This window comes from Patescibacteria group bacterium, from assembly GCA_023473585.1.
Lineage (GTDB): Bacteria > Patescibacteriota > Microgenomatia > JAMCYU01 > JAMCYU01 > JAMCYU01.
In genome coordinates this window covers 59,226-66,566 of record JAMCYU010000005.1, presented here as the reverse complement: position 1 = coordinate 66,566, position 7,341 = coordinate 59,226, and the positions used below count along the sequence as shown (strand labels likewise).

General features: G+C 42.7%; 2 protein-coding genes. Both read left to right on the top strand.

All coding sequences use genetic code 11. The features are described from left to right. The first annotated feature begins 235 nt into the window (after positions 1 to 235). Entirely contained in the window at positions 236 to 3,598 is a 3,363-nt protein-coding gene (gene rpoB / locus M1575_02580) for a DNA-directed RNA polymerase subunit beta (GenBank protein MCL5095589.1), read from the top strand. 3 nt (positions 3,599 to 3,601) lie between these two features. Next, positions 3,602 to 7,336, top strand: coding sequence for a DNA-directed RNA polymerase subunit beta' (gene rpoC / locus M1575_02575; protein ID MCL5095588.1), 3,735 nt, complete (start codon positions 3,602 to 3,604; stop codon positions 7,334 to 7,336). Positions 7,337 to 7,341 lie beyond the last annotated feature (5 nt).

Here is a 7,341-nt window from a genome sequence, read left to right as displayed (position 1 = left end):
GCATTTTTTCGGCCACCCATCGGGATTTAATACAGTTATGCATGAGTGGCATTTTAGGCCATAAATAGCGAATTCGTAAACTATCCATAATATCTTAAAAGTGTATACGTAATTATGTTACACTACGATACTTGACAGAAGATTTCTCGTGTGATATAAATATTCACATTCCAATAGCGATAAAGGCGAACAGGACTTGTTCGCTTATTTTTCGTTCAGCAAAAAATCTAGGCCGATGATTAAGCCAAAAATTAATGATCGTACTTTCTGGGGAAAAGAAACCCCTAATTTACCTCAACTAGATTTGACCGCCGTTCAGCGGGACTCTTATCAGTGGTTTCTTGAAGAAGGCATGGCGGAAGCGATCAGTGAAATTTCTCCCATCGAAGATTTTACCGGGAAAAACTGGACTTTGGAATTCGGTCTTCATTCTTTCGGTAAACCCAAATACTCTCCCGCTCAAGCTTTGGAAAAAGGCGTGACTTACGATTTTCCTCTGAAAGTTGAAGCGACTCTGACCAATAAGCAGACTGGTGAAAGAGTCAAACAGGAAGTCTTCCTAGGTGATATTCCGGCCATGACGCAGCAGGGAACCTTTATTATTAATGGCATTGAGCGCTGTATTGTCAATCAATTAGTTCGTTCTCCGGGCGTTTTCTTTACCGGCGAGCCAGATCCGGTGACCGGCCGTATGCTTTATATGGCCGAACTTCGTCCAATGCATGGCTCCTGGTTAGAATTTAACGTGGGAAGAAATGATGTTTTAACCGTCAGAATTGATCGCCGACGTAAATTTCCCGCGACAACTTTTTTAAGAGCCACAGCCTTAACGACCGACGAGGAAATTCTTAAGGCTTTTGCTGCTGTTGATAAAAATCCCAACCATCAGTTTATCGCGACAACCGTGGAACATGATCAAACCAAAAGTCGAGAAGAAGCGATTTTAGAAATTTACCGCAAAATGCGCCCCGGCGAACCAGTCGTTTTAGACAACGCTAAGGTTTTTTTGGACAACATGTTCTTTAACCCGCGGCGTTATAATTTGGGCAAGGTCGGCCGTTATAAGTTAAATAAAAAATTAAATCTTAATGTTCCCAATAACGAGAACAGTCGTGTTTTAACCAAGGACGATATTGTTGGGGCCTTGACTTATCTTATTCAATTGCAGAATAACGACGATGGGGTTTTTGTTGATGATATTGATCATTTAGCCAACAGACGCGTGCGTTGTGCCGGCGAGTTGGTGGCCACAAGTGCCTTCAGAATCGGTCTTTTACGACTTGAACGAACCATTAAGGAAAAAATGAGTTTAGCTCCAGTTAATATGCCCCTAAATCCTTCGGCGGTCGTTAATGCCAGACCGGTTATTGCCGCGATTAATGATTTCTTTAGAACCAGCCAACTTTCAACCATTTTAGACCAAACTAATCCCTTATCAGAACTTGATAATTTAAGACGTTTAACGGTGATGGGAACAGGAGGGATTTCCCGTGAGCGAGCCAGCTTTTCGATTAGAGATATTAACGGGTCTCAATACGGGAGAATTTGTCCGGTTCGTTCTCCGGAGGGTCCGAATATCGGTTTAGTCACCTACATGGCCTTATTTGCCAGAGTTAACGAATACGGATTTTTGGAAACTCCTTATCGTAAAGTCATCGCTAAGCAAGGAAAAATGAAAGTGACGAGCGAGATTGTTTATTTGACCGCCGATGATGAACAAAAATTTCATATCACTCATGCCGGAATCGCGATTGATAAAGATGGAACCATTCTTGATGAAAGAGTTCCGGCCAGATACCGCGGCGACTTTTTAGAAATTTCCAAAAACGAAATAGAATTTATTGATTTAACGCCGCGACAGGTTGTTGGCGCTTCGGCATCTTTAATTCCGTTTATTTCTCATGATGAGGCTAATAGAGCCCTGATGGGAACTCACATGCAATGTCAGGCTGTTCCGTTGGTTCGGCCCAGCTCTCCAGTTATCGGCACGGGGATGGAAGCAACCGTTTCCCAAGCGATGGGCAGAGTTGTCCGGGCTCGACATGCCGGAAAAGTTGTTTTTGTTGATGCTCAAAAAGTAACCATTAAAACCGATAAGAAAATCGATCCGCCGGCCGGCGGATTAGTCGAGGAAAAAATTAAAATTTCGGGCAATGAAGAAACTTATCTTTTGGAGAAGTTCAAACGGTCGGCTCAATCAACCTGTTATTCGCAAAGACCGTTAGTTGAGGTTGGGCAAAAAGTTGCCGAGGGGGAGATGATTATTGATGGTCCAGCCGCCGATCACGGGGAATTAGCCTTAGGCCAAAATCTTCTTATTGCCTACATGTCTTATGAGGGTTTGGGTTTTGAGGATGCGATTATTATTTCCGACAGGTTAGTTCGCCAAGACGTGTTAACCTCGATTAATATTGAAGAATATGAGGCCAGTGTTGTTGACACGAAATTGGGACCAGAAGAAACAACGAGGGACATTCCGAATGTCGGTGAAGAGGCGCTTTTAAACCTTGACCAGGACGGGATTGTGATTATTGGCGCCGAGGTCGGTCCTAATGATATTTTAGTGGGTAAAATTGCCCCTAAAGGAGAAACCGAATTAACCGCCGAAGAAAGACTTTTACGGGCTATTTTCGGTGAGAAAGCCAGAGAGGTTCGCGATACTTCTTTACGGATACCTCACGGAGAAAGAGGGATAGTGGTAGACATTAAAATTCTGGACAAAGAAAAAGGCGACGAACTTGAACCCGGAACCAACAGAAAAATTATTGTGAAAGTAGCTCAGATAAGAAAAGTCGTTGTTGGTGATAAATTAGCCGGTCGTCATGGTAACAAAGGGGTTATTTCGAAAATTGTTCCTCAAGCGGATATGCCCTATTTACCCGACGGGACACCCATCGATATCATTATTTCGCCCTTATCGGTTTTATCCCGGATGAACCTTGGACAACTCCTTGAGGCTCATCTTGGTTTAGCCGCCCAAAAAGCTAATAAAACTTATGCGATTCCTGTTTTTGAAAAAATTGCCGAGGAAAAAATTATCAATGAATTAGAAAAGACCGGCTTGCCGATTTCTGGTAAAACCGTTCTTTGCGACGGAAGAAACGGTCAACCTTTTAGTCGAGAAGTCGCTGTGGGTATTGCCTATATCATGAAACTTATCCACATGGTTGAAGACAAGACACACGCCAGATCAACTGGTCCTTATTCTTTAGTGACGCAACAGCCCCTGGGTGGTAAAGCCCAAATGGGAGGCCAAAGATTGGGAGAAATGGAAGTTTGGGCCTTGGAGTCTCACCGGGCGGCTCATACCCTGCAAGAAATGCTCACGATCAAGTCGGACGATGTGGTGGGTCGAGCCAAAGCTTTTGAGGCCATTATCAAGGGAGTGGAGATTCCCGCTTCCACAGTTCCCGAGTCTTTTAAAGTGTTGGTTAAAGAGCTTCAGGCTTTGGGTTTAGATGTCCAACCAACGCGAGTGGTGACGGCGCCAACTTTTGCCCCTACGGAAGAAACGAAAGAAATCTTGTCAGAAAGTGAAGAAATCAAAACAGAAAAAAAAGAAGAAACCAATAAACCAGAAAGTGAAGAGGAGTCATAAATAATGGACAAACAAAGCTCATCAACACATAAAGGAGAAAATTTAGTCAACATTATTGACTTTAAGGGTTTAAAAATTAATCTGGCTTCAGCCGAGGTTATTAAAAGCTGGTCCCATGGCGAAGTGACGAAACCGGAGACAATTAACTACAGAACCCTTAAACCCGAAAAAGACGGCCTTTTTTGTGAACGGATTTTTGGACCGACGAAAGATTGGGAATGTTACTGTGGTAAATATAAAAGAATCAGATACCGAGGAATTATTTGTGACAAATGTGGTGTTGAGGTTACGCAGTCAAAAGTCAGACGCGAGAGGATGGGGCACATTAATTTAGCTTCACCGGTGGCTCATGTTTGGTTTTTTAAGGGCGCTCCCTCCAAACTTTCCTTGCTTTTGGATATGACCCCAAGAGCTTTGGAGAATATTATTTACTTTGCTTCTTATTTGGTTTTGGATGTTGATGAAGAAGAAAAAAAGAAGGCCCTCAAGAAATTAGTTGATGAAGAGGCAGAGCGGAAGAAAAATTTGGCGGAAAAAGCCGAAAAAGCGAAAAAGGAAATTGAAAAAAACCTAAGCGTTGAAACCAAAGAGGTTAAAACTAAAATAAAAAATAAGGAGCAACAGGAATTAACGGTGACCGAGATTGGTCTTCGTTACAAGCAACAATTTAATGCCTTAAGCGAAGAGTCGGTTCAAGAACAGTTGCAGACAGAAGAGATTTATAAGACCTTGGGCGAATTAACTAAAAGCCTAAGGCGTTTATCCTTACTTTCCGAAGAAGAATATCTAAAACTTAAAGAACACGGAGTCTCTTCTTTTTTCAAGGTCGGTATGGGAGCCGAGGCCCTGACGGAGATTATTAAAAGAATTGATTCAGATAAATTAGCCGCTGATTTAAGAACAGAGATTCAAAAAACAACCGGGCAAAGACATATCAAAGCCACAAAGAGACTGCGCGTTGTTGATGGTTTTCGCAAGGCGGGGCTTTCACCGGCTTATATGATTTTGTCGATTTTACCGGTTTTACCTCCTGATTTACGGCCCATGGTTCAATTGTCGGGTGGTAGATTTGCCACCTCTGATCTTAACGATCTTTATCGCCGGGTGATTAATCGCAATAATCGCTTAAGACATTTAATGGATTTGGGAGCACCGGAAATCATTCTGCGTAATGAAAAAAGAATGTTACAGGAGGCCGTTGATTCCCTTATTGACGCGACGCAAAGGCCGAGCGCTCGTCCGGTAGTTCAGGTCCTGCGTTCTCTTTCCGATATGTTGCGTGGCAAACAGGGACGATTCCGCCAAAATCTTTTAGGCAAAAGAGTTGATTATTCCGGGAGATCGGTAATTGTGGTTGGTCCGGAACTTTCGTTGAGCCAATGCGGATTGCCTAAAGAAATGGCTCTTGAGATGTTCAAACCCTTTGTTTTAAGAGAACTGATAACCAGAGGATTGGCACCTAATGTCAAGAGCGGAAAAAATATTCTAGAGCGAAGATTACCGGAAGTTTTTGATATTCTTGAAGAGATTACGCACGATCATCCGGTTCTTCTCAATCGAGCCCCGACTTTACATAAATTAGGTATTCAAGCCTTTTATCCTGTTTTAATCGAAGGTTCAGCCATCAGAATTCATCCTTGTGTTTGTGCTGGTTATAATGCCGATTTTGACGGAGACCAAATGGCCGTTCATGTTCCGATTACAGAATCTGCCTGTCAAGAAGCCAAAGATTTAATGCTGCCGGTACATAATCTTTTAAAGCCAGCGGATGGTTCACCCATTACCTTGCCCAATAAAGAAATGGTTCTCGGCTGCTATTGGCTAACGACGATCGAAAATGAGGATTTACCCGAAGAAAAGTTGCAGATTTTCAGTGATGAATCGGCTGCCATCTTTGCTTATCAAGCCGGACATCTTAATTTACGTCAGGCGATCAAGGTCAAAATTAATGGTCAGATTATCAAAACGTCTGTTGGCCGAGTTTTATTAAATGAGATTTTACCGGGAGAACTACGTTTCTTTAATGATCAGGTAAGATCGGCAACCCTAAAGGGTCTAATCACCAAGTCACTGCAACTTTTCCCGGCGGAAAAAGTTGCCGGTTTAATTGATTCTTTTAAGGATTTAGGTTTTTGGGCGGCAACTCTTTCCGGAGGCATTTCCGTTTCTGTTTTTGACAATAAGATTATTCCGGAAAAGAGGGTTTTAATTAATCAAGCCGAAGAAAAAGTTACCGAAGTAGAAAATAATTTTCATGAAGGTTTAATCACCAACGAAGAAAAAAGAAGACTTTCTAATGATATCTGGCTTGGCGTGACTGAGGAAATTGCCGATAAGACCTGGGCTTCCCTTGATAAAGACAATCCGGTTAAAATCATTATTGAGTCAGGAGGAGCCAGGGCTTCAAAAGATCAATTAAAGCAGTTAGCGGCAATGAGAGGATTAGTCGTTGATCCTTTGGGTAAAATTGTGGAATTGCCGACGAAGTCAAATTTTAGAGAAGGCTTATCAATTTTTGAATACGTTACCAGCACCAGGGGTTCTCGCAAGGGTTTAACTGATTCCGCCTTAAAAACGGCCGACGCCGGTTATCTAACGAGGCGTTTAGTTGATGTTTCGCATGATGCCATTATTAGAATCGAAGATTGCGGGACCAAGGAAGGCACGGAAATTTTAAGGAACGAAAAAAGACAAGGTTCATTTGCGCAACGTGTTTTAGGGCGAGTTTTGATAGAAAAAGTTGTTGATCCCAAAACCAAAAAAGTTCTTTTGGAGAAACAGGAAGAAATCAACGAGGAAAATGTTGGTCTTTTGGAACAACACCAGATTGATAAAGTTATCGTCAGGTCCCCTTTAACCTGCCAAGCGAAATACGGTTTATGTGCCGCCTGTTACGGCAGGGATTTTAGCACCAGAAAAAGAGTTGAGTTGGGAACGCCTGTCGGAATTTTAGCCGCCCAGTCAATCGGCGAACCGGGAACGCAATTAACCATGCGAGTGAAGCATACCGGAGGTATTGTTGGTTTGGACGTCACGCAAGGTTTACCTAGAGTTGAAGAACTTTTTGAAGTCAGAACGCCGAAGGCTTTATCGCCGATTAGCGAAATCGCCGGCAAAGTGGAAGTGGCGGAAACCGCCGATGGTTATAAAATTAGAATTCGCAGTAAAGGCAAGCCCGTTGAAGAACGGGAATATCTGATTGCTTTAACTTCGGAGGTTAAGGTTAAAGACGGGGAGGAGGTTTTTGTGGGTGAACAATTAGCCCTTGGGTTTTTAGATATTAAAGAAGTTTTACAGGTAAGAGGCCTTCGGGGTGCCCAAAAATATTTAATTGAAGAAATCCAGACGGTTTATGAATCACAGGGGATTCCTATCAATGACAAACATTTTGAAGTCATTGTTCGAAAAATGAGCGATAAGGTGAGGATTGATACGGCTGGGGATACGATTCTTTTACCGGGAGAATTAGTTGACAAGATTCGTTTTGAAGAAGAAAACGCGAAAATTTTGGCCGAAGGCGGAGAACCAGCCACCGCCCAAATCGTTATTTTGGGCGTAACCAGAGCTTCACTTTATACCGAGTCGTGGTTGTCGGCCGCGTCTTTCCAGGAAACGACCAATGTTTTGACGGAAGCAGCGATTTTAGGTAAAGAAGATAAATTGATAGGCCTTAAGGAAAATGTTATAATCGGTCGCCTGATTCCAACCAGTGCCGACAGAGTAAAAATTGAGGAATGATAAAA